The organism is Psychrobacter sp. UBA6291 (assembly GCF_002439405.1).
Taxonomy (GTDB): Bacteria; Pseudomonadota; Gammaproteobacteria; order Pseudomonadales; family Moraxellaceae; genus Psychrobacter; species Psychrobacter faecalis.
Genome location: NZ_DJUD01000047.1, coordinates 1 through 21,648 on the forward strand (window position 1 = coordinate 1; position 21,648 = coordinate 21,648).

Below are 21,648 nucleotides of genomic sequence, written 5' to 3' on the forward strand. Positions count from 1 at the left end.
CTTTTGCAAGAGGTCTATTAAAAGCTCATTAACGAATAAATATTTTTCTCCGCAAACTAAAGCACAAATCGATATAGGAATAGAAATTGCACAGTTAGCATCTGATGATGTGTCTAATAACAATCGACCTTGGGAAGTCGTAGAGTCTTTAATGAATCAAAGTTTGGGACGAGACGAGGGTTGGAAAGAATACTATAAAGAAGAAATGAATAAAACTCAGAATAAAATTTCAAAAAGTAACATATGTGATGTATTTACTCTTGAAAGAAAAGCAGCTGTTTACAATTATAATGGAAACTATGAGCTTGCCAGCAAGCTAATCCAAGAAATTATTGATAAACATTGTGAGGATGATAGTGAAAGAGGGTGGTACCTTCAATTAATGGCAAGATATAAATATCTGCTTAGCAAAATAGAATCTAATTCATTACAAAAAAGTGCATTTTTAAAGAACAATGAACTCTTAAAACCTAGCGAAGGCATAACTTATAAAAAGTTAGATTTTATCAGTGAAAATAGAACTAAGAGAATTTCCGAGTGGGTTTCATCCCATAGCAATTATGAAGAAATGAATCTATCTGTTAGTAGTGTTCTATCTGATTTAGAGTTTGGGACGACAGCAGAAAAATTCGAATTAGCTCTCAAAGAACTAGGACTTATGTTAGGTTTTCTCAGTGAGAGACCAGATAAGGAGTTTAAGAAAGGCCCTGATAATCTTTGGTGTGGAGTTAGGAATCAATATTTTATTTTTGAATGTAAAAGCGAAGTTAATTTAGAGAGACAAGAAGTCAATAAACATGAAGTAGGTCAAATGAATAGTCATTGTGCTTGGTTTGAAAGTCAATATAACGATTCACCAGTTAAGAGAATACTAATCATACCGACTAAAAAAATATCTTATCATGCAGACTTTACTCATGAAGTAGAAATAATGAAAGCATGGAAGTTGAAGAGATTAAAAAGCAATGTTAAAGGGTTTTTTAAAGAGTTTCATAAATATGAGTTAAGCTCTCTCACAGATGAAAAAATCCAAGAATTCATTAATGCTCATGACTTAAATGTTGATTGCTTATTAAGTAAATACTCAGAAAAATATCATAGTAATACACTTTAAGAATGATTAGGTTATCAACTTCAGGGAATAGCGTACTAGTATCAAACCAGTACGCTAAAAAGCATGATTAAAACTTCTACCTAGCATCCCTTTTTGCAAAAGTATTCGCAACTAATGCACCACTAAAGTTATGCCATACACTAAATATCGCGCTAGGTAAGGCCGCGACAGGGTTGAAATACGTTGCCGCAAGGGCAGCGCCCAGACCAGAGTTTTGCATGCCCACTTCTATCATAATCGCGCGGCGTTGTCTCTCCGTAAAGCCGGACAAGCGAGCGATTACATATCCCAAGGTATAACCCGTCATATTATGTAATGCAACCACGATAAATACGATAGCACCGCTATCTAAAATAGTCGCTTTAGATACGGCAACCACCGCCGCGATGATAATAGAGATACCCAATACCGACACCATCGGTAATACCTCGGTGACGAACTCGATCTTTTTACCCAAAAATTTATGAAAGATAACACCTAGTAATATGGGCAAGATGACGATTTTCGTAATGGTTATCATCATACTGGCCAAATCGATATCAATCAGCTGCCCCGCAAAAATACTGAGCAGAATAGGGGTTAGAAAAGGCGCAAGTAGGGTAGAGATAGAGGTAATCGCCACACTCAATGCCACATCACCTTTGGCTAAGAACGTAATCACGTTACTAGACGTACCGCCAGGGCAGCAACCAACCAAGATAACACCGACTGCTATTAAAGGATCGAGGTTGAAAATTACTGTTAATAAGTAAGCAATCAATGGCATGAGCGTAAATTGTGCTAATAGCCCTACCAATACAGGTTTGGGGCGTTTGACAATTTCTAGGAAATCTTCCGTTTTGAGCGTCATGCCCATCCCAAACATAATAATACCAAGTATGGGAACGATCAAAAAAGCCAACGAGGCAAAAAGTTCAGGAAAAATAAATCCCAAAACAGCACTGACCAATGCCCAGATTGCAAAGGTTTTGCCAATCCAACTAGAAAGTAATGCAATCTGATTCATAGTCTGTCTCACAACAATAAAAGTAATAAAGTAGACAATAATCTAGCATGGTTATTGTTAGCAAATGATGAAAGTATTTTGCTATGAACGTAGCCATAAGTTTGCTTATTTAAGGCAAATCACTACCCCATAAAAAATGGCTTACCCATATTAAATGAGTAAGCCAAAAAATAACTATCAGGTTTCTATAATTTAATTGGTTAATCCACTACAAATTCGGATTTAACCACTTCTCAGCCGTTTTCATATCCCAACCTTTACGCTCAGCATAGCTCTCTAACTGATCGGTACTGATTTTACCGACGTTAAAGTACTCGCTATTAGGATGCGAGTAGTAGAAACCACTGACCGATGACGCAGGCCACATCGCATAGCTTTCGGTGAGCTTAGTACCGATAGCATCGCCCGTACCAAGCCATTCAAAGAGTTTGCCTTTTTCAGTATGCTCAGGGCAGGCAGGATAGCCAGGCGCAGGGCGGATACCGACGTATTTTTCTTTAATCATCTCATCATTGGTTAGATTTTCGTCAGCTTGATAGCCCCAATATTCTTTACGAATCAGCTCATGCAAATGCTCGGCAAAGGCTTCGGCTAAGCGGTCAGATAAGGCTTGGGTCATGATGGCATTATAGTCGTCGCCAGCTGCTTTGTACTGTTCAGCAAGCGCCTCTGTGCCAACGATAGAGACCGTAAAGCCGCCAAGATAGTCTGTGTGCGCATCTGATGGCGAGATAAAATCTGCCAAGCTAAAGTTTGGCTTGCCGCTGGCTTTATCTGACTGTTGACGCAGGTGCTCAAATTGATATTCTGCTGTGCCGCCCTCAGCCGGTGCTTTGTCATAGACGGTGACGGTATCGGCACCGGTACGACGGGCTGGCATGAGTTTAAAGACACCTTTGGCGACGATTAACTTTTCATCAATCATCTTTTGCATCAAGTCATTGGCATTGTCAAACAAATCACGCGCGGCTTCACCAACCACATCATCTTGCAAGATTTTTGGGTATTTACCCGCCAAGCCCCAAGAGATAAAGAACGGCGTCCAGTCGATATAAGGCAATATATTGGTAATCGGGTAATCATCAAGGATGACTTGACCTAGCTTATTTGGCACTGGCGGTACATAGTTGTCCCAATCGTACTGAAAACCAAGCTCAATGGAATCGGCATAAGATATTTTCGCCGCTTTCGGTTGACGTTTGGCAAGGCGCTCACGTACTTTGATGTACTCTTCGCGCGTCTCATCGATTAAGCCTTGACGGTGCTCTTTTGACAGCAGCTTAGTGACTACGCCAACTGAGCGTGAAGCGTCTGATACATAAATAACCGCATCGTTTTGATATTGTGGCTCGACTTTAACGGCGGTATGCGCTTTAGAAGTCGTTGCCCCGCCAATCATCAAGGGTAGGGTCATGCCGCGTTCTTGCATTTGCTTAGCGACGTAGACCATCTCATCGAGACTTGGGGTGATAAGACCTGACAAACCGATGATATCGACTTCCTCTTTGATGGCAGTATCGAGGATTTTTTCACACGGTACCATCACGCCAAGATCGAGGATTTCATAGCCGTTACAGCCAAGCACCACGCCGACGATGTTTTTACCGATATCATGGACATCACCTTTGACCGTTGCCATGAGGATTTTACCTTTCTTTTCGCCCTCGACTTTTTCCGCTTCGATATACGGGTTGAGCCAGGCAACCGATTGTTTCATCACGCGGGCAGATTTTACCACTTGTGGTAAGAACATTTTACCTGCGCCAAATAAATCGCCGACGATATTCATGCCATCCATTAATGGCCCTTCGATGACTTCTAGTGGCTTGGGGTATTTCTCCCACGCCTCTTTGGTATCAGCGTCAATAAAAGTAGTGATGCCTTTTACCAATGCATGCGCAATACGCTCCTCGACCGTGCCTTCGCGCCATGACATATCGACGGTGCTGTCTTTTTTCTTCCCACCATCTTGATAGCTTTCAGCGATGGTCATCAAGCGTTCGGTCGCCTCTTGACCACTTTCGCCTTGATTGCGGTTGAGCATCACATCTTCGATGGCGTCGCGAGCTTCCTCGGGAATGTCATCATAAACCTCCAGCATAGCTGGATTGACAATACCCATGGTTAAGCCGTTTTGAATTGCATGGTATAGAAAGACTGAATTGATGGCTTCACGAATCGGGTTGCCACGAAAACTAAACGACACGTTGGAGACGCCGCCCGATACCATGGCATTTGGCAGGTTATCGGTTATCCATTTGGTGGCGTTGATAAAGTCCGCGCCGTAATTATTATGCTCAGTAATACCGGTTGCAACCGCAAAGATATTCGGGTCAAAGATGATATCCTCACTAGGGAAGCCGACTTCATTGACCAAGACATCATAGCTGCGCTGACAAATCTCGATCTTGCGCTCATAGGTATCGGCCTGACCATCCTCATCAAACGCCATGACGATGACCGCTGCGCCATAGCGCATACAAAGCTTGGCGCGCTCGACGAACTCAGCATGGCCTTCTTTTAATGAGATAGAGTTGACGACGGATTTACCTTGAATGCGTTTAAGTCCTTCTTCGATAATGTCCCATTTAGAGGAGTCAATCATCAGGGGCACGCGGCTGATATCCGGCTCACCAGAGACCAAGTTGACGAAATGAATCATCGCTTGCTTGGAGTCGAGCATGCCCTCGTCCATATTGATATCGACGATTTGTGCGCCGCCCTCGACTTGGTCACGGGCGACATCGAGTGCTTCAGTATAAGCTTCGGTTTTAATCAAGCGTAGGAATTTCTTTGAGCCCGTCACGTTGGTACGCTCACCGACGTTTACGAATAAGCTTTCAGGGGTAATGGTAAATGGCTCAAGTCCTGATAAGCGGCAGGCAGGCGGTATTTCAGGTATCACGCGCGGTGGGTAATTGGCGACCATCTCCGCAATTAGGCGAATATGCTCAGGCGTGGTGCCGCAACAGCCGCCGACGATATTTAGAATGCCAGCTTTGGCAAAGCCTTCGAGCAGGGCCGCCGTTTGCTCAGCTGTTTCATCGTACTCACCAAACTCATTGGGCAAACCTGCGTTTGGATGCGCTGACACATAAGTATTGGCGATATTTGACAGCGTTTGAATATGGGGACGCAGCGCGTCAGCACCAAGCGCACAGTTAAAACCAACCGATAACGGCTTAGCATGACGAATCGAGTTATAAAACGCTTCTGCCGTTTGGCCTGAAAGCGTCCGACCAGACGCATCGGTAATTGTCCCCGAAATCATAATCGGTAATTCAAAGCCAATATCATCAAACACGCCCGTGACGGCAAAGATTGCTGCCTTAGCATTTAGCGTATCAAAAATGGTCTCGATTAACAGGATATCGACGCCACCTTCTATCAAAGCCAGCGTCGCCTCACGGTAATTAAGCACCAACTCATCAAAGGTGATATTCCGAAAGGCGGGGTCATTGACGTCAGGGGATAATGAACAAGTACGCGACGTCGGCCCAATAACGCCTGCCACAAAGCGCGGCTTTTCTGGGGTCTTAGCGGTGTATTCATCAGCGGCTTCGCGGGCAATTCTCGCAGCGGTTTTATTGAGCTCAGGCACGAGGTGCTGCATGTCGTAGTCGGCCATCGATAGGCGCGTACCGTTAAAGCTATTGGTTTCAATGATATCGGCACCTGCTTTTAGGTGCGCGCTATGAATCTCTTTAATCATCTGCGGCTGCGTGAGCACCAACAAATCGTTATTACCGCGTACATCTTGCTCAATATCGGCAAAACGCTCGCCGCGATAATCGGCTTCCTCTAACTTAAAGGTCTGAATATGGGTGCCCATCGCGCCATCTAACATCATAATCCGCGCCACCAGCTGCTCAGTAATACGAGCGCGCGCGGTTAACTGCTGCGCTTTATAAGGAAATACAGCAGGCGGCGTCAAAATAAAGTCACTAGCCGTGCTTGATACATTGGTGGCATTGGCTGTATTGGTATTGATGACACCAGTATGATTATGAGAACAGGTCGGTGGGGTGGTGGTTTGAGTCATAGGAGCGCTGCTTATTAGAGTTAAGATAAGAAAAGAAAGAAGATAAAGTGTTCAAAGTTTTTAGGGCGAGCTTACTAAGTTAGCTACTTATAAAATAGGGTGTACAAAACAATAGTATTGATAAAAATTTGGCTTAAAAATTGATAAGCAAATCTGGATTATTCTAGCACGAAACGGCTATTACTCGCGGAATTGTGCTTATTCCGCTTATTCCATTTTGGCACTATCACTGACGATATTGTATTCAAACATATCAAGAATTTATTACTATGATCAATTATCGTTGCACTAAATTAGCCCCGTATTAAACGTTAAAATGCCATTAAAAGTTCCGAATCAAAAATACCGTTATAACAAATTCTATTGCATAACGCCGCTTGGAACAAATGAATATCATTTCAGTAGACGATTACCTAAAGCTTTGATTTGTATTTATAAAGCAGCTATTTATACGAGGTTTTATTAAACCGCCTTGGTTTACACGTAAGCTACAAAAATTAGCCTAAACGCAAGTTTATAATGCTTTGTGATATGTTAATTTAATTTCAGAAGGATTGACGTTTCATAAGCAATGCTTATTAGTAACTGTTAATGGTTTTTATTTGAGAGTGGTTAGCAATTAAGAATTAAAAACGGAATAGGCAAGGATTTTAAGGAAAGACAATCTGACCGTAAGATCGTAATAAAAATCAATAAATTGTAATCAGTAAACTATTCATTTATTAAACCATGCAGTCATTCAATCATTAAGGACAATGTTATGAAACTGATCAAAATCGCCACTCTTGGCACCTTAGCCCTTTCAATTGCAGGCCTTAGCGCTTGTAATAATATGATGCCAACCAAAAGCCCTGCCACAACAGCGCCCATGCACAGCCAACCAACTGCCAATATGAACGTGGTACAGATTGCGCAAAGCAACGCTGATTTCTCACTACTAGTAGAAGCCTTGCAAGCAGCAGGTTTGGCAGGCGCGCTGACCGATACCAGTGCTAGCTACACGTTACTGGCTCCGACCAATGCCGCTTTTGTGCAAGCGTTACAAGAAACCGGCATGACCAAAGCTGAGCTGTTTACCAACAAGCCGTTGTTGACTAAAATCTTGACCTATCATGTGCTTAAAGGTAATACGCCTGTTTATCAAAAACACGTCAGACCGGGTAATTACACTATGCTTAGTAATGACACGCTGGTGATTACGCCACAAGGCCGATTAATGGATGAAAATGGTCGTACTACCAAGATTTTAAAAACAGATATCGCGGCGAGTAATGGCGTGATACATGTGATTGATAGAGTGTTACTGCCTAAATAATCTTGTTGCTTAAATAAGCAGTAAAAGAGCGACAAATTATTTGCTTAGGTAGTAGGCAGATTCAAATGCTATATAACTATTGCTAGGTTATAAACTTAATATTCTTGTTTAGCCTAGCAATGGGGTGCTATACGCGATCGATACAGTGTTGCTACCTAAGTCAGCAGTAAGTAAAAAATAATCAGCTAAGATAGTAGACACCGAGTGATATTACTTAACTTCTTGCTCATTTACCGGCATTTTCATTCAGAAGCTTTTATTTATCAGTATTTATAGTCAATCCAACTTAAAGTTGTAACAGCAGACATTGCTGAATAAATGATTTAGATTATTCTCACCCCAGCCTTGCCTGAGCTTTTTTACCTCAGCCCACTTCTTCTCAATAGGATTTAGATCAGGACTATAAGGCGGTAGCCAGAGTATGCGATGACCATGTCGGTTTAATAGCTTTTTGATACGTTTGTTCTTATGAAATCTGGCATTGTCCATGACGATGACACATTTGCGACCAAGCTTTGGAATGACGTTATACTTAAACCAGTCGTAAACCACTTGCCAGTTGATGTTATGGAGAAATATGTCCACGGCAAACAAGCTTTTTTGATATAGTGCCCCAATGACGTTAGTTCTTTTTGTTTTTTGATAATTATAGATATTGATGCAAGGTTTGCCTACTGGCGTATAGCCAAAGGCTCTGATAACTTCTTGCTCAAAGCCGCTTTCATCCATATAGATAATAGGGTAGCCTTGGCATTGATAGTGTTTCAGTTTAATGGTGTACTCTAATCGCTTAAGCCAACTTGATTTTGGGTGTTTAAGACTTTTTTTTGCGGGTATAGCCCAGCCGCTTCATGGCAGCTTCTACACCAGATTTACTACAGCCCAAACGAGCAGCTCTTTCATAGTAGTAAGCGTCAGGATAGTCAGTAATGTCTTGTTTTAGTGCTTCGGTAGATATTTTGCGCGGTGCTCTGACGATGAGCTTGATACTGATGTCTTTTTTCCAGTTAATAATGGTGGTGGGACTCATATCATAAAGCTTTGCTGCAGTGCGCACGCTCATGCCTTGTTCAAGAGACTGTAGTACCTTTTTACGAAGGATAATGGGGTATGTCATGGTGATTAGAGAGCTGGAATTTAGAATTATCGTAACATTTCTTGGTGGGATTGACTATATATCAGTATCTAAATTTAAAAGTTCCAAAACTAAAACCGTTCTAAAATCAAAAAACACCATCCATAAACCCGTTATTTCAAAGGAATGACCTATGTTAAAAAAGAATTTATTATCTATCGCTGTCGTTACCGCTGCTATGTCATTGGCGGCCTGTAACGATAAAGAAGCCGTTACTGAGCCAGTTGAGCCAGCCGCAACTACTGACGTAGCCGTTGAACCAGAAACCACCACAGATATGCCAGCTGAAGCAGTGGCTGAGTCTACTGATGCGATGCCTGTAGATGCAGCAGCGACGCAAAGTATCGGTGAGATGGCTGCTGGTAATGAGAATCTAACCATCCTAACCGAAGCGCTGCAAGCGGCTGATCTTGATGACATGATGATGGCAGAAGGTCAATACACGGTATTCGCCCCAACCGATGATGCCTTTGCTGCTTTGTTGACCAAACTAAACGTCACTAAAGAGGAATTGCTCGGTGATAAAGAGATGTTGACTAGCGTATTGACGTATCATGTCGTGCCGATGGTGGTCAAAGCTGCTGATATTCCTTATGGTACCGCTATCGACACGGCAAACGGTCAAACCATCTCTATTAGTGATGCTAACGTGATTACTGATGCCAGTGGCAACACTGCAAACATCGTTGGTACCGATATGATGGCAACCAACGGCGTAGTTCATGTAATTGATACAGTTTTATTGCCTAAATAAGGCTCAGCGATTCACACCAATCTTACTTTAAAATGCCAAAAGCCTAGCTATAAAGCTAGGCTTTTTTATGTTTGCTGACTGATGAAAAATTTATCCCAGTCACCCTGTATAGTCAAGATATTCTAAAAACGCTACGGTATTGCTGATATCAATTTTTTGTAGCCTCTGTCTGCGCAGGCACAGCAAGCAAGAAAAATTGATATCAGCAGTGTGTGATGTATCGATATTACTTTTCACTCACTCTGTAACGATTTTGAAATAAATCGCCCAATAAAAAAGCCTGAAACCATTGCCTCAGGCTTTTTGTTTTATCGATGCTTGTAGTGTCATCAATACTGCTTAGATAACATTATAGCTCAGTAAACTATAGATGTTCTTTATGTAATGGGTCTTGAGCTGCCATTCTTTGTTGCTGCTTTAGATGACGCTCTTCCCAATACGGCGCATTTTTGATACCGAATTTTGCTGGATCAAAGGTATAGTGCTTCACGCCTGCTTTACGCTGTGCTTCATAATCCCTAAGCATAGTAAGCGTTGGACGCGCGACAATAAAGATAACCAAAATACCAACGATATTTAACCACGCCATTAGGCCTACGCCAATATCACCGATATCCCAAATGTAGCCTGCAGAGTTAAGACCACCGTAGGCAACCATTACCATGATTAAGATTTTAACTAAGAATAGACCAGTTCTATTAGCACCGCGACTGATAAAGCGCGTCAAGTAAGCCACGTTTACTTCAGCGATATAGTAGTACGCCAAGATGGTGGTAAAGGCAAAGAAGAAGACCGCAACGGCAATAAAGATATTACCAAATTGACCGTACATGGTTTCCATTGCCATCTGCGTAAAGGCAGGCGAGTTGATCTCAACACCAGCCGCGACGTTTTGTACGATGAATTGACCGTCAGGTAGTGTACCTTGGATATTATAAGTACCCATGGTGATGATCATAAACGCAGTCGCAGAACAGACTAGTAGGGTATCAACATACACTGAGAATGCTTGTACCAAACCTTGCTGTGATGGATGCTCAACTTCCGCAGCCGCCGCAGCGTGAGGACCTGTACCTTGACCCGCTTCGTTAGAGTAAATACCACGTTTGACACCCCAACCGATAGCGGCACCAAAGCCTGCTTGCGCGGTAAACGCATCACTGATAATCAAACCAAAGACTTCTGGAATCATCTGGTAATTGGTAAACATAATGACGAGTGCAAGGCCAATATAACCAAGAGCCATAAAAGGAACAGCATACTCGGTAAAGGTTGCGATACGTTTGATACCACCAAAGATAATAGTACCTAAGATGACCAAAATGATAGCAAGACCGACCAAGCGCATAGAGCCAACTTCTAAGCCCATGATATTCATCGGCGTGCCTTCACCCATGACTTGGGCAAACGCGCTGATAACGCCGTTTGCTTGTACGCCCGGTAAGAACATACCGCAAGCTAAGATAGACGCGACGGCAAAAAGAATGCCATACCAGCGTTGACCAAGGGCGCGCTCAAAATAGTAAGCTGGACCGCCGCGGTATTCGCCAGTGATGACGTCTTTTTCTTTATAAATCTGTGCAAGGGTTGCTTCGACATAAGCAGTAGATGCGCCTAAGAAAGCCACAACCCACATCCAAAATACTGCACCAGGACCACCGAAACCAATAGCGGCAGCGACCCCAGCGATGTTACCCATACCCACACGCCCCGCTAGGGATACGGCGAGTGCCTGAAATGATGAAATACCCTGTGCACTTGATTTACCGGTAAAAAGTAAGGTAATCATTTCCCCGAATAAACGTACTTGTACGAAGCGCGTCATGATGGAATAAAATAAACCTGCGCCCAAGCAGAGATAAACCAATGCTGGGCTCCAGATAATTCCGTTTACTAAATCGACTAAACCTTCCATATGTATATTCCTAGTACTGTCTCAAAGTGGCTATATATGATGATGCTAAGAGTAGACCAGCTTTAATATCCTTATTAAAACCAACCACTCAAATAATCTGCATGCACTTAACTGCGGTGGAAATTCTCCTTACAGATTAAGTTTCATACGCGCTTAGCCACTAAGGATGGACTGTAGTTGTCTGCTGTTATCCGTCTGGTCTATGAACAATAATGAGCGTATGCAACCGCTTATCAGCGTTAATAGTTTATTAAGGCTACTTTTATGTAAAGCGCTTAAAATAAACCAGTGGATAAAACAGGCGGTTATAATATAAATAACCATCATCTCAGTAAGCAAGAAGATGGTACTTAACTTTTTATGAGTCGTATCAGCTGGCTACACTTACATAGTAGAGTAAGGTAATAGAGCAGTCTTTAGTCGTTTATCAATCCTTTTTGATGCGACATTGACACGCAGCTAGTACCAAAATTCTTATAAGTCCACTACCAAATGTATTCAAACCGTACGGCTACGTAACTGCAATTTGCCATATTTTTTAGTCAATTACTAGAATTTTCTTTATAAGGGCGTTCATTTATAAATGGTTTTCTTCGCTTGATTGCCTATACGAGGTCAAAAAATCTTCTATTTATCTTGTATTGGCCAATATTTTTTAATTAACCGTTAATGGGGGCTTAAAAGACAGTCGCGCTAACACCAGTACTAAATGCCTAAAATGCGCCACAGCCCTACGATAAACGCTGCTTTGAGGTTGTGTTTTGGTAACCATGAATTGTAAAAGTGACGGTATAGCGCCATTATTAGCACAATATATTGCTGCTGCGATATTCACGCCATGAAACAGTTAGCTGCGAAACTGTCGGTTATAAAATCCAGTAGGCGATAAACTATAAGTGCATATAAGTGGTTAACATTAAAAAAGCGATTAAAAAACGTTTTGTTTGTTATTTATCATTAGGAGAGTCAACGATGACGCGTAAATCTTTTTTAAAACCTATGTTGCTATCAGCAGTATTAGCGACCTCTACTGTCGGTTTGAGCGGTTGTGGCTATAACAATTTGCAGGCGCAAGATGAGCAGGTCACCGCGGCTTGGTCAGAAGTGGTCAACCAATATCAGCGTCGTTCGGACTTGGTGCCAAACCTGGTCAAAGTCGTGCAGCAATACGCCAAGCAAGAGCAAGAAGTATTTACTCAAGTCGCAGCGGCGCGCTCACAAGCGGGTGGTATTACGGTCACGCCAGAGCTGCTTAATGACCCTGAAGCGATGGAGCGCTATGCGGCTGCCCAAGATCAGATGACTGGCGCGCTATCGCGTTTGATGGCGGTTTCTGAGCGCTATCCTGAGCTAAAATCTGATGCTTTGTTCCAAGATTTGCAGGCGCAGCTGGAAGGTACAGAAAACCGTATTACGGTGGCGCGTAACCGTTATATCCAAGAAGTTCAAGGCTATAACACTACCGTGCGTCAGTTCCCAACCAATATTACGGCCAAAGTATTTGGCATGGACGCCAAACCAAACTTTAGCGTTGCCAATGAAAAAGAAATATCGACTGCACCAAGTGTCAACTTCGGCGACGATAATGCGCAGACGGCGCAGTAAAGCAAAGTTTTTAGTTTAGGCGTTCTATCTACCATGATGGCGTATAAATGCTACTGTTTATATGACAGTGCGTTTATTTAACAGTCCGTTTATTTGCTCAAAAATGATAGAACGCCTTAATCGTCAGTCGTTTTTTTTGTTGTCGTTTATAGCAGTTGGTTTTGTCGTCATTTATTAGTACAGATGTCATTTGAGGTGGTATAGATTAGATGAAGCATTCAACAGCACTATTATCCGCATTATTATTTACTCTAAGTATTGGGAGTGGCTCGCTGCTGCATGCAGCACCCGATGCTAATAATAATACGGCGGTTGCTAGCGATAGCACCTCAGATATGCAAAACCGTAGTGTCGAGGAATTGGTAGCGATTGCAAAAGCTGCCGAAACTAATGAAGCCATCAACGATGCCGTCTTAGGTAACGAAGCAATTAACGAAGCTATCCTTGGCAATGATGCTATCAATCCTAATGCTGCTAATTCCGATAGTAATACGACCACCTCAACAACTTCTAATCGTCCGCCTGTACAATCAAGCGCTCAGGGTGTCGATGCCGATAAGCTCATCTTAAACTCGCCAGTTATCGACCAAGCCAATATCTTAAACCCGCAAGAAAAGCAGCGTTTAGAGGCGCAGCTAAGAGGCATTTATCAGCAAGGTTTGGCGCAAGCTGCGGTGGTCATTGTACCGACCACCAATGGCATGCCAATCTTTGATTATGCGCTACAGGTTGCGGAAAAATGGCAGCTGGGTAATAAAGATATTGACGATGGCCTGCTAATGGTTGTTGCCGTTAATGACCGCAATATCTATATTTTAACGGGTTACGGACTAGAAGGGGTGTTGCCAGATTCGGCGGTCAACCGTATTATTCGCGAAGACATCACACCGCTATTTAAGCAAAATGACTATGGCGCTGGGATATTAGCGGGCATTGGCGCGCTGCAAACGCGCCTGACCGCTGATCCTGAAGTATTGGCGCGTGCCGATGCGCAAGCGGCCGAACGCAGTCAAAATCAAAATGACATTGGTGATAACCCATCGCCAGTGTTTTTATTTGTCATGGCAATGATATTTGGTAGCTTTATTACCAGTATCTTTGGGCGCATCTTTGGTTCTATCCTGACCGCTGGTGGTTTCTTTGTAGGCTCGCTGGCCTTGGGCGGCGGTTTCTTTATGACGTTAATTATGGCGATATTTATATGGCTGTTTTTAATTTCGCGCGGCTCAGGCGGTGGTCGTGGAGGACGCGGCGGCGGTGGCGGTATAGTATTCCTGCCCGGTATGGGCGGTGGTAGTGGCGGCTTTGGCGGCGGTGGTTTTGGTGGTGGCGGCTTCGGAGGCGGAGGCGGCGGCTTTGGCGGCGGCGGCGCGGGCGGCTCTTGGTAGAGGCGATTTCTATAAGAGTAAGAAGGGTAAATTAGGCTCAGACATTAGAAGATTGCCAGCAATGGCGTACTTGAGGATATAATATAATGGTAAAAAGCAATTCGTCGCAGGCAAGTTTTGCTCGTTGGTGGCGTCAAGTACTGTTTGTCCCTATGTTGCATAGCAAGTGGCTCACGCCCGCGGCGAAGGCTCGGCTGACAGAGCAGGTGACGCTGGCTGAGCGCGGACATCGCGGCGAGGTGTTTTTGATTATCGAAAATCATTTACCTATCCAAGATGCTTATCATCTTGACTGCCGCGATCGAGCGATTGATTTATTTAGCGAATATCGCGTGTGGGATACCGAAGAAAACACCGGCGTTTTGATTTATGTCAATATTTGCGAGCACAAGCTAGAAATCGTCGCTGACCGCGGTATCAGCACGCACGTCAGTCCAACCGTGTGGAGCGCCATGTGCGAAAAGGCGGTCTCAGGTATCGCCAATCAAAAAACCGAAGAAAGTCTGATGGAGTTGTTGGACGAGGTAGGTCAGTTATTGCGTCAGTATTATCATCTTGAACATGACCCTGCGGGTAATGAGCTGTCCGATACCGTGGTATTTTTAAAATAGCAATTTTCCAAAATAGCAGTTTCTTTAATAACAATTTTTTAAACTAACAGTATTTTTAAAATAACGCTTAAAGAAATAACAAGTAAGTTTAGATACAGGACCATGCCAATACCATGATTGAGCTGATAAAAAAATTGCCGAAAGCAGAGCTGCATTTACATATCGAAGGCTCATTAGAACCGGAGTTGATGTTTAGACTGGCGAAAAAGAACAATATCGCTATCCCTTATAAGGATATCGAAGACGTCCGCCGTGCCTATAATTTTACCAATCTACAAACTTTCTTAGATATCTATTATGCGGGCGCCAACGTTCTGATTACCAAAGACGATTTCTATGATTTAACGTGGGAATATATTTTAAAGTGTGTCGAAGATAATGTCGTCCATACGGAGATATTTTTTGATCCGCAAACTCATACTGCAAGAGGGGTTGAGTTTGCGACAGTCATTACTGGTATTAAAGAAGCACTTGCCGATGCCAAAGAAAAATACGGCATCACCTCTTGTATTATCATGTGCTTTTTACGCCACTTATCCCAAGAAGAGGCGTTTGAGACTTTAGAGCAAGCAATGGCGTTTAAAGACGATATTATCGGCGTCGGTCTGGATTCTTCAGAACTGGGCAACCCTCCCGCCAAGTTTAAAGAAGTGTTTAAAAAGGCCAAAGAAGCGGGCTTTAAGCTGGTCGCTCATGCTGGCGAGGAAGCAGATTTTTCTTATATTTATGAAGCGTTAGATTTATTGCAAATCAATCGCATTGATCATGGCGTACAATCGATAAAAAGCGCGGCGCTGATGCAACGCCTAAAAGACGAGCAAATGCCGCTGACAGTTTGCCCCAATTCTAATATTGAGCTCAAGGTATTTGAGAGTTACAAACAGCACAATATTAAAGAGCTGCTAGACTATGGCTTAAATGTCAGCGTCAACTCTGATGATCCGGCTTATTTTAAAGGGTATATGAATCAAAACTTTATCAATATATGCAACCATCTACCGCTGACAGAAAATGATATTATTACTTTGGTAAAAAACTCTTTTAGATCTTCATTTATAGATAATGAATTAAAAGAGAAATACCTAGCGCAAGTGGATTTTGCTCTGCAATAGAGTGAGTAAAGTTATTTTCAATAGTTAAGACTTAATGGTTGTATAAATCATTAAGTCTTTTCTTTTTCGCTAGGCAATTTTCAACGTAATTGATTACATAGCCGTAATTTTCTGGATTAATAACGGCATAATAATCCCAGCCTTTTCTGCTAGAGTAATATCAACGATGGTATTTGGCGTTGGATGTGGGTTTATCTCGATGATTTTAGCGCCGTTATCTTTTGCCAATTGTGCGAGACCTGCCGCAGGATAAACGAGACTTGAGGTGCCAATACTCATAAACACTTCACAATTGGCCGCCGCGTCCTCCGCTGTCTGCCATGCTTGTACAGGCAACGCCTCGCCAAACCAGACGATATCGGGACGTATATAGCCTTCACAGTGCGAGCAAGTAATCAGAGCGTCACTATAATCTATGGTATCAGCACTATTATATGAGCCTCTAGATTGCTCTTGGTAGGGCGCATCGCATTGACTGCAGCGATTTTGCCAAAGATTGCCATGTAAATGGGTGACACTACTACCTGCCTGTTCATGCAAATCGTCGACATTTTGGGTAATAAGCGTCAATTGCTGCTCAGTTGATTGGCTATGATATTGCCACTGTGCTAAAGCATCATGAGCAGGATTTGGTTTTTTCTCAGCGACCAACTGCCGGCGCCACTGATACCATGACCACACCAGTTTTGGGTCGCGAGCAAAAGCCTCAGGCGTTGCCAAGTCCTCAGCCACATAGTTTTCCCAAAGGCCCGTTTGCTTATCTCGAAACGTTGGAATGCCACTTTCTGCTGAAATCCCAGCGCCCGTTAAAATACAGATGCACTGTTTTGAGCACAGCAATTTGGCAGCGCGCTCGACTTCGGCTATTAACGCAGGTGATAATTCTGTTAACATGAGCCATCCCTTTTTAAGATTGGATATAGACTTCTATGATAGATGGTATTTGGTGGCTTGTCATATTGCTCGCGGTTGTCATCGGACTATGGTTATTGGCAAAATCGCGCGCGCCTAAAACTGCCGATAAGCACAACCTAAAGTCCCAGCGCGCAAAAACACCACTCAATGATGCGCTACAAAAAACTGCAGAATTGGTTAAGCAGTATTTTCCTGACTACCGTGTCAACCGTAAAGCCAATCATTTACTGATTAGCAAGCAAGATAAAAAAGTGGCTATGATTACCATTGATAAAAAGCTTGCCGCCGGTCAGCGCCGTCTGGGAGACGTACCCGTGATTAATTATCACCGTGTCCCCAGCCGCGCTCAGCTAATGGCGAATTTGCAAGATGAAGAGTAGGTGTTTATAAATTAAATAGATTTAACAACTTTATATACAACATTTTAACGTTGTTAGCGCACAATGATAGGCCGAAGTTAACAGCGCAAAGCGTTGCCGTTAAAGTGTTATGAGGTAATAGGTAAGACTAGAAAAGGGTAAAACACGACTGATTATGATGATTGGTGCGCTCGGCGGGAGTCAATCATATCGACGTAAACCTTGTTATATAAAGGTTATAGGTTTTCGATAAAATATTTTAACAACAATTTTAACAACATATGAGCGATGCTATTTTTTATATAGGTATTTACATGCATAAATGAGCAAAAGGCTCAGTAGCTGTAACCAATGAGCCTTTCTATTTGGGCCCCTAAGCGCAATTTAGGGGAACAACGTAGGCGAATTTTAACATGCATTTGAATGGATTCATACTGTGTGCTTACCCTTCACCATCATGGTGAAGGGATGATATTAGAAGGTGGCCATAAGTTCAATTGGCTTAATCATTGGAAAAGATTGAGCAACTGCTGGCAAGTATTTTCTTTTTCTTGGAATTAAAATCTAGCCAAGTTTTTGTTATACGCTTATCTAGCGTTATCTAGTATGTGCAAAAACCTTAAATATCAACTGTAAACAGTTGCCGAAAAGTTGCCAATCGTTTACAGTTGAGTAAATATTACCCTGGTGATTGGTCATGAGACACTTAGCGATTATTGGTTTAGTTCTGGCTGTTGTTGGATGTGGCGGTGGCTATGATGATATTGATGCCATGAGAGATGCTACTACAGGCTCTACTGGCGTCGTTGGTGGGACCAATGGCTCTAATAGTGGTAATACAACCAAATGCTATGAACCTAATGTGCTGAATACTACTGGGACACGTGTTATCGATGGTGATACGGTGGAGGTTACTCAAGTAACAGGACAAAGCGAGCGTGTACGTTTACTAGGTATTGATGCGCCAGAATCGGCCCAAGAGTATGGCGCAGAGAGCAAGACAGCCTTATCTCAGTGTATAAATAATGCAATCGTTACTATCGAGTGGACCGAAAGGGATAAGTATGACCGCCTGCTCGGTAAGGTCATTGCTAACAATGTTGATTGCAACTTGAACCAATTGCAAAAGGGTGCTGCTTGGCATTACAAAGAGTATCAAAGTAGTCAGACACCTTATGACCGTATTGAGTACGCCAACGCTGAAATTGTGGCGCGATTAAACGGTAGAGGCTTATGGGCAAATCGATACCCTATAAAGCCATCTGATTATCGAAGCGGTAAAAACAGCTCTAACCTCAACTTTAATAATGATCGTTTGCCATCAAAAGGTGCTAGCAAGTGCTATAGCAAACTTAGTGCAGGCACGTCTAATGGTTCAGGCACCATTATCCCATTGCCACCTACTGGAGCTATATGCAGTAACTTCATTAAGAAAACCTGTAGTCAGATAACAACATGCGTAGAAGCACAGCAGCAACTTGCCTGCGGTAATACGCAGATTGATGGTGATGAGGACGGTGTACCATGCGAAACAATTTGTCCAGGTGGTTAATTGGCACCGTCTTATTTTCGTCCGTAACTGCCTGCACTCCTTCCCAAGATAGAAGTTACGCTAGTAAGTTCGTTTCTGGTAATACTGTGGTGCATGAAGTGTTTTGGGGCGTTGATCATAAGACGCCTTACCCTTTCACCACATCAGGCGAGATATTGTGTGTCTATTACCCTGATTTTGGCATTGAAGTGTATTTTGAACCTGCGGGCTACAGTAAAGATTCTTCTATTGGTACGCCGCTCAATAAGGCCGCTGCTAAGGCTCTGAAGCGCGATGGTATGAAACCTAATGTGCCATATAGTATTAAGAAAGGTGCTGACTTGAGTGAGGCTGTAGAGGTTGGATTGAGGGCTTGTGGTGAGTAGAGAGTATTTAATTAAAAGCAGCAACTGAATCAGAAGAGACAAAATAATATAGCTGTAACTATAAATCCATTGCTAAAAGTTCACTTATAAAGTAACCTACTATGACAAACATTGAGCCCTATTATTACCCATTTAAAGCAGTTGGCTATCCCGATAAACTAAGACCTGTAAATCTACCAGTTAGTTTGAATGTCTATTTACTTTGTAATTCAAAAGACAAGGGTGAGATATTCATTTACAAAGAAAGGGAAGAAATAAAAACCAATAAAAAAGAAAACAAGAATGCTTCTTTGCTCTTTGCAGGTCTAATACAGAGGCTAAATAATTGTGAATATATAACACAGGTATTTGATAGTTATGGAGATCAGCTCCATATTGCATTTTCCCATACTATTAATGGTAATAAAGTTAATATATATCGATTAAGAAGAGGTTGTGTAAGGTTGTACTTTATAATAATTGAATCACATATGATCTTGTTTCGTCTCTCATTAAAAAATGAAGATAAGATTAGTGATTCAGAGAAGAAAACAATTACTGATAGAGTAGATGCTATCTATAAAGCCCCACCTAATGAGAATAAATATCTCAAGAGAGTAATATTATGAATGATATAAGTTTATTTGATTTCATAGACGAATTAGAACCTGAAGATATTCAGAAGGAAGTTGTTGCAGCTGATTTATCAATGCTTCTTGTTCATTCTGATTATAGTAGAACACGACTAGGTGCAGATTTAGGATATGGAAAGAGCAGAATATCTAGAATCCTATCTGGTGATGAAAACTTAACCCTAAAAACTCTAACGAAAGTAGCTGATGCATTAGGTTACACCTTTGATGTTGTGTTTTACAATAAGAATTATCCAAAGCCTAAACAGCCATGGAACATAGATAGGGATAATAAAAAACTCAATATTTCTAATAAAGTAAGCGCAAGAAAAGTGTTCAATCTTGAAATTCAAACTGGCGAACAAGTAGTGAATGATGTTTTAGCAGGTAATGAATCTGATAGGTATATTAGGGTTACAGAAGGTAATGATAGTAATATTAACTATCTTCTACAGAAAGATAGCGATCTAACATTATCTGTATTTCCTACATCACACAAGACCTTTAAGTATGATTTAACAAGCAAGGTAGTAGACTATGAGTGCTAAAAAAAACCCAGAAAAACAAGTAGAAAAACACCCTCAGAATGTTGAGATTCATATGAATCCTAGTATTCAGCCTATTTTCTCAGATCAAATATTCAAAATTGAAGTAGATACTGATAGCCATATTGCAAAATTATTTTTAGGGCAAGTTATGGATGATAAACTTTTCCACAACTCTACAGTTGTAGTCCCATTGAAATCGCTTTTAAAGCTGAGAGAATTAATAAGTAGTGAAAAATTTGAAGCAGATATGAACGCACCTAAATAAATATAATTTATTGACTTCATTTATGTATCAAACCCACCTCACGGTGGGTTTTCTATTGTCTATCACTCATAGTTATTACAACTCTACTAAACATCATTCTTTATAAAAGAAACTTTTTAATGTGAATTTCCGAATATGTAAATATGCAAATAGTCGCTCATGTGTTTGCGGTAATTACTTCTTTACCATAATGAATTAATACTACAACCTCTTAAGTCATTGAAAATTAAAATATTAAATATTTTTAAGATAGAAGCTCTAACATTGCCTATTGCTATAAGAAACTTTTTTAGCTATTATTCCGATAAATGAAACTTTACTGGAATTTGCCTTATGATTGATTTAGAGCGTGTCAAAAAACAACTTATAAAATCCATTCATCATGAGATGCCTATAGAGATGATATTAGATTATCACGATACTTTATATGCAAAGCTCGATGCCGTAAGTCGCTATGTGCTCCAAGAGCTATCTCATCCTAACATCAAAGGACCTGCAGCAGGTCAGAATGAACACTTTGCTATCCAGCAAGCTACTTGCGATGTATTCGATAACACTAATATTAAGTACAATCTAGTGGAGACTGAAGCTAAGGGTGCATTTTTTCCATTAATTGAGCTAAAAGGGATTGCTCTACTCCCAAGACGTTCAGTAACCCGTCAAGAATGGAATAAAGCAAAATACATGCGGGAGCTTGCTAAGCAGAATCAAAATGAAAATTTGAATTTCAAGCAAGATGATTTATTCACACCTACTACCACAGCGACTACGGATAACTATAGTAATTATATAACGAATAAAATTCTAGTAATTGTAGATATCTGTTTTTTAGATAAGGTGTATATCAAATTCGTTGTTCCTAGCAGTGACTTGAAAGACATTCACTTAACGGTATCTCTGGAAGACGTTATAAGTGATATCGAAACAGTATCTGATACTAAAGACGCAGAGGTTAATCCAACATCAAAACTTAAAAAATCGCTACTTGAGCTCGACAAGATAGTCAAGAACGCGTAATGCAACAAGCAGTAAAACG

Annotated in this window: 20 protein-coding genes; 14 read left to right on the forward strand and 6 right to left on the reverse strand. The window is 41.7% G+C overall.

All coding sequences use genetic code 11. From position 1 onward, the window contains the following. Positions 1-1,114, forward strand: a 1,114-nt coding sequence (locus tag B3R91_RS07690; RefSeq protein ID WP_349681534.1) for a hypothetical protein, incomplete at its 5' end; no start/stop codon positions are given. Positions 1,115-1,190: 76 nt separating this feature from the next. Here B3R91_RS07690 and B3R91_RS07695 read toward each other — a convergent pair. Then, positions 1,191-2,120: a bile acid:sodium symporter family protein gene (locus tag B3R91_RS07695; protein WP_286797084.1), complete on the reverse strand. Its 930-nt coding sequence runs from the start codon at positions 2,118-2,120 to the stop codon at positions 1,191-1,193. 208 nt (positions 2,121-2,328) lie between these two features. Then, positions 2,329-5,970: a methionine synthase gene (metH, locus tag B3R91_RS07700; RefSeq protein ID WP_414707537.1), complete on the reverse strand. Its 3,642-nt coding sequence runs from the start codon at positions 5,968-5,970 to the stop codon at positions 2,329-2,331. Positions 5,971-6,922: 952 nt separating this feature from the next. On the opposite strand from metH, the gene B3R91_RS07705 reads away from it, so the two are divergent. After that, on the forward strand, positions 6,923-7,477 hold the full coding sequence (locus B3R91_RS07705) for a fasciclin domain-containing protein (protein ID WP_286797086.1): 555 nt from the start codon (positions 6,923-6,925) through the stop codon (positions 7,475-7,477). A 276-nt stretch (positions 7,478-7,753) separates the two neighbouring features. Here the strand turns inward: B3R91_RS07705 and B3R91_RS07710 are convergent, their stop codons facing one another. Both B3R91_RS07710 and B3R91_RS07715 read right to left on the reverse strand, forming a co-directional pair. Further along, a complete protein-coding gene (locus tag B3R91_RS07710; protein WP_286797088.1) occupies positions 7,754-8,206 on the reverse strand; it encodes an IS630 family transposase in 453 nt (150 codons plus the stop codon). An 85-nt stretch (positions 8,207-8,291) separates the two neighbouring features. After that, positions 8,292-8,594 (reverse strand): IS630 transposase-related protein, encoded by a 303-nt coding sequence (locus B3R91_RS07715; RefSeq protein WP_349681535.1) that lies wholly within the window; start codon positions 8,592-8,594, stop codon positions 8,292-8,294. A 151-nt stretch (positions 8,595-8,745) separates the two neighbouring features. Here B3R91_RS07715 and B3R91_RS07720 point away from each other — a divergent pair, with 151 nt between their 5' ends. Beyond that, positions 8,746-9,366 (forward strand): fasciclin domain-containing protein, encoded by a 621-nt coding sequence (locus B3R91_RS07720; protein ID WP_068408547.1) that lies wholly within the window; start codon positions 8,746-8,748, stop codon positions 9,364-9,366. A gap of 364 nt (positions 9,367-9,730) precedes the next feature. Here the strand turns inward: B3R91_RS07720 and B3R91_RS07725 are convergent, their stop codons facing one another. Next, positions 9,731-11,281 carry an alanine/glycine:cation symporter family protein gene (locus B3R91_RS07725; RefSeq protein ID WP_193030099.1) on the reverse strand — a complete coding sequence of 517 codons (1,551 nt, stop codon included), beginning with the start codon at positions 11,279-11,281 and terminating at the stop codon, positions 9,731-9,733. A gap of 972 nt (positions 11,282-12,253) precedes the next feature. On the opposite strand from B3R91_RS07725, the gene B3R91_RS07730 reads away from it, so the two are divergent. The 4 genes from B3R91_RS07730 to B3R91_RS07745 all read left to right on the forward strand — a co-directional run bounded on the left by B3R91_RS07730 (position 12,254) and on the right by B3R91_RS07745 (position 15,997). Beyond that, the gene (locus tag B3R91_RS07730) at positions 12,254-12,886 is read left to right on the forward strand and encodes a LemA family protein (RefSeq protein ID WP_144296370.1); all 633 of its coding nucleotides are present in this window, start codon (positions 12,254-12,256) and stop codon (positions 12,884-12,886) included. 209 nt (positions 12,887-13,095) lie between these two features. Next, entirely contained in the window at positions 13,096-14,274 is a 1,179-nt protein-coding gene (locus B3R91_RS07735; RefSeq protein ID WP_144296369.1) for a TPM domain-containing protein, read from the forward strand. An 86-nt stretch (positions 14,275-14,360) separates the two neighbouring features. Continuing rightward, positions 14,361-14,885, forward strand: coding sequence for a TPM domain-containing protein (locus B3R91_RS07740; RefSeq protein WP_068408537.1), 525 nt, complete (start codon positions 14,361-14,363; stop codon positions 14,883-14,885). 113 nt (positions 14,886-14,998) lie between these two features. Then, positions 14,999-15,997 (forward strand): adenosine deaminase, encoded by a 999-nt coding sequence (locus tag B3R91_RS07745; RefSeq protein WP_286797091.1) that lies wholly within the window; start codon positions 14,999-15,001, stop codon positions 15,995-15,997. Between the two features lie 93 nt (positions 15,998-16,090). On the opposite strand, the gene B3R91_RS07750 is transcribed toward B3R91_RS07745, so the two are convergent. Beyond that, on the reverse strand, positions 16,091-16,891 hold the full coding sequence (locus B3R91_RS07750) for an SIR2 family NAD-dependent protein deacylase (protein ID WP_286797092.1): 801 nt from the start codon (positions 16,889-16,891) through the stop codon (positions 16,091-16,093). A 35-nt stretch (positions 16,892-16,926) separates the two neighbouring features. Between B3R91_RS07750 and B3R91_RS07755 the strand changes: the two genes are divergently transcribed. The 7 genes from B3R91_RS07755 (at position 16,927) to B3R91_RS07785 (ending at position 21,629) form a co-directional block, all read left to right on the forward strand. Continuing rightward, positions 16,927-17,292, forward strand: coding sequence for a hypothetical protein (locus tag B3R91_RS07755; RefSeq protein WP_286797094.1), 366 nt, complete (start codon positions 16,927-16,929; stop codon positions 17,290-17,292). 676 nt (positions 17,293-17,968) lie between these two features. Next, on the forward strand, positions 17,969-18,823 hold the full coding sequence (locus B3R91_RS07760; protein ID WP_286797095.1) for a thermonuclease family protein: 855 nt from the start codon (positions 17,969-17,971) through the stop codon (positions 18,821-18,823). After that, positions 18,808-19,188 (forward strand): hypothetical protein, encoded by a 381-nt coding sequence (locus tag B3R91_RS07765; protein WP_286797096.1) that lies wholly within the window; start codon positions 18,808-18,810, stop codon positions 19,186-19,188. The genes B3R91_RS07760 and B3R91_RS07765 overlap by 16 nt, the downstream gene beginning before the upstream one ends. 101 nt (positions 19,189-19,289) lie before the next feature. After that, positions 19,290-19,796: a hypothetical protein gene (locus B3R91_RS07770; protein ID WP_286797097.1), complete on the forward strand. Its 507-nt coding sequence runs from the start codon at positions 19,290-19,292 to the stop codon at positions 19,794-19,796. Next, positions 19,793-20,347, forward strand: coding sequence for a helix-turn-helix domain-containing protein (locus B3R91_RS07775; protein WP_286797098.1), 555 nt, complete (start codon positions 19,793-19,795; stop codon positions 20,345-20,347). Before B3R91_RS07770 ends, B3R91_RS07775 begins: the two co-directional genes overlap by 4 nt. Next, complete coding sequence (locus tag B3R91_RS07780) at positions 20,337-20,612, forward strand: hypothetical protein (protein ID WP_286797100.1); 276 nt, start codon at positions 20,337-20,339, stop codon at positions 20,610-20,612. Before B3R91_RS07775 ends, B3R91_RS07780 begins: the two co-directional genes overlap by 11 nt. Positions 20,613-20,945: 333 nt before the next feature. Continuing rightward, on the forward strand, positions 20,946-21,629 hold the full coding sequence (locus B3R91_RS07785) for a hypothetical protein (protein ID WP_286797102.1): 684 nt from the start codon (positions 20,946-20,948) through the stop codon (positions 21,627-21,629). The last annotated feature ends 19 nt before the right edge of the window (positions 21,630-21,648 follow it).